Raw genomic sequence first — 1,347 nt, 5'->3', positions numbered from 1 at the left:
TATCTTACGAGGATGTGCAGCATCGCCGGTACGACCCTCACCATGCCGACTGACAGTGCCGGCATTGTAGGGAACGGGTTTCTCACTTCGGGGATTCTTTATACCGGGGCGGGTGTAGCGATCCAGACCGTCGGGACCAGTTACAGCCTGAAGCAGACCTTCGAGAATTTCAAGTTGTCACTGACAGGAGCGGGGGCCACGGGTCTCTATCTCTACACGGCATGGAACACGAACGTCAACAGGGTATGGTTCGACTCACAGAACAGTCCGCAGAAATGCTTGGTGATTGACAGCAAGTATCCGGCATATGGAGACATCATATACGGAACGTGGTGGACAAGCGTTCGTGATTGCCTCTTCCTGCACACCACCGAGACGTTTCAGGATGTGTATGGGATCATCCTGAAGGGTGGTTGGAAGTCTACCATGGCGGGTGTGGTTGGAGCGTACATAGTGGGGGAGACGGTTGTAGGTTCGTACAATGGTGCGACCGGGGTGGTGCAACAGTATGCTGGTGCTGTGCTTTATGTGGCCTTGAACGGTGACGGGATCTTTCAGGATGGTGAGACGCTGACCGGGCAGACATCGCTTGAGACTGGAACTGTATCCAACGTGGCAAATTGGAGCTACAGTTATGGCAACCCGAATGCGACGGATATCGAGGGGAACGAGTTCAAGCGGATGCACATCCCGGTCAAGGCGCTCATCGGCAACAGCATCACTCTTCGCAACAACTGGTATGAGAGGTTTCTGGCATTCGGTGAACTGATCGCAGGTGAGAGCAACCGGTCGGTAGACTCCAGGTTTGAAGGGTATGCCAGCACATATCTGACCCGCAAGGTGGTGGTCAACACCATTGTTGGGACGTTTGAGATAGGGGAGACCGTTACTGGCACCATTTTCCTCGCACCTGAGATTGCCCCGACGAGCGCAACGGTTACCTACTGGAATGGCAAATATGGTTATATGATGGTGACGGACACTTCCGATGATGTCACCACACCGGGACAGTTCACCGTAGGAGAGGTTCTCACGGGTTCCACTTCTGGGGCGACGGCGGTGGTTGTCTCTGATACCCAAAGAGCCCCCGCGTTCCTGGTGGAGACGACAGGCATCAACGCATATGTCCGTTGTGGTCAGCACACGCACTTTGGAGATACCCTCACACAATATTCCGTATGTGACCAATTAACTGACAGCACCAGCGGCTTGACGCGGGTATTCCCGGATAGTGACATGCTGTCTGTAGATGCTATGAGAGCGTTGACCTTCTGGTCACGAGACGAACCTTCTTCGCGCTTCGTATTGTATGCTATCGGTGAGAAGAGATATGGACCGGGTAGTGTA

At 53.8% G+C, this 1,347-nt stretch carries 1 protein-coding gene; it reads left to right on the top strand.

From position 1 onward, the window contains the following. Positions 1-1,347, top strand: a 1,347-nt coding sequence (locus HWQ67_RS18645; protein ID WP_218254198.1) for a hypothetical protein, incomplete at both ends; no start/stop codon positions are given.

The sequence above is a fragment of the Candidatus Magnetobacterium casense genome, from assembly GCF_019173545.1.
In the GTDB taxonomy this organism is placed as follows: domain Bacteria; phylum Nitrospirota; class Thermodesulfovibrionia; order Thermodesulfovibrionales; family Magnetobacteriaceae; genus Magnetobacterium; species Magnetobacterium cryptolimnobacter.
Note: the sequence above shows the minus strand (reverse complement) of the source record. Positions and strands in the feature narration are given on the sequence as shown.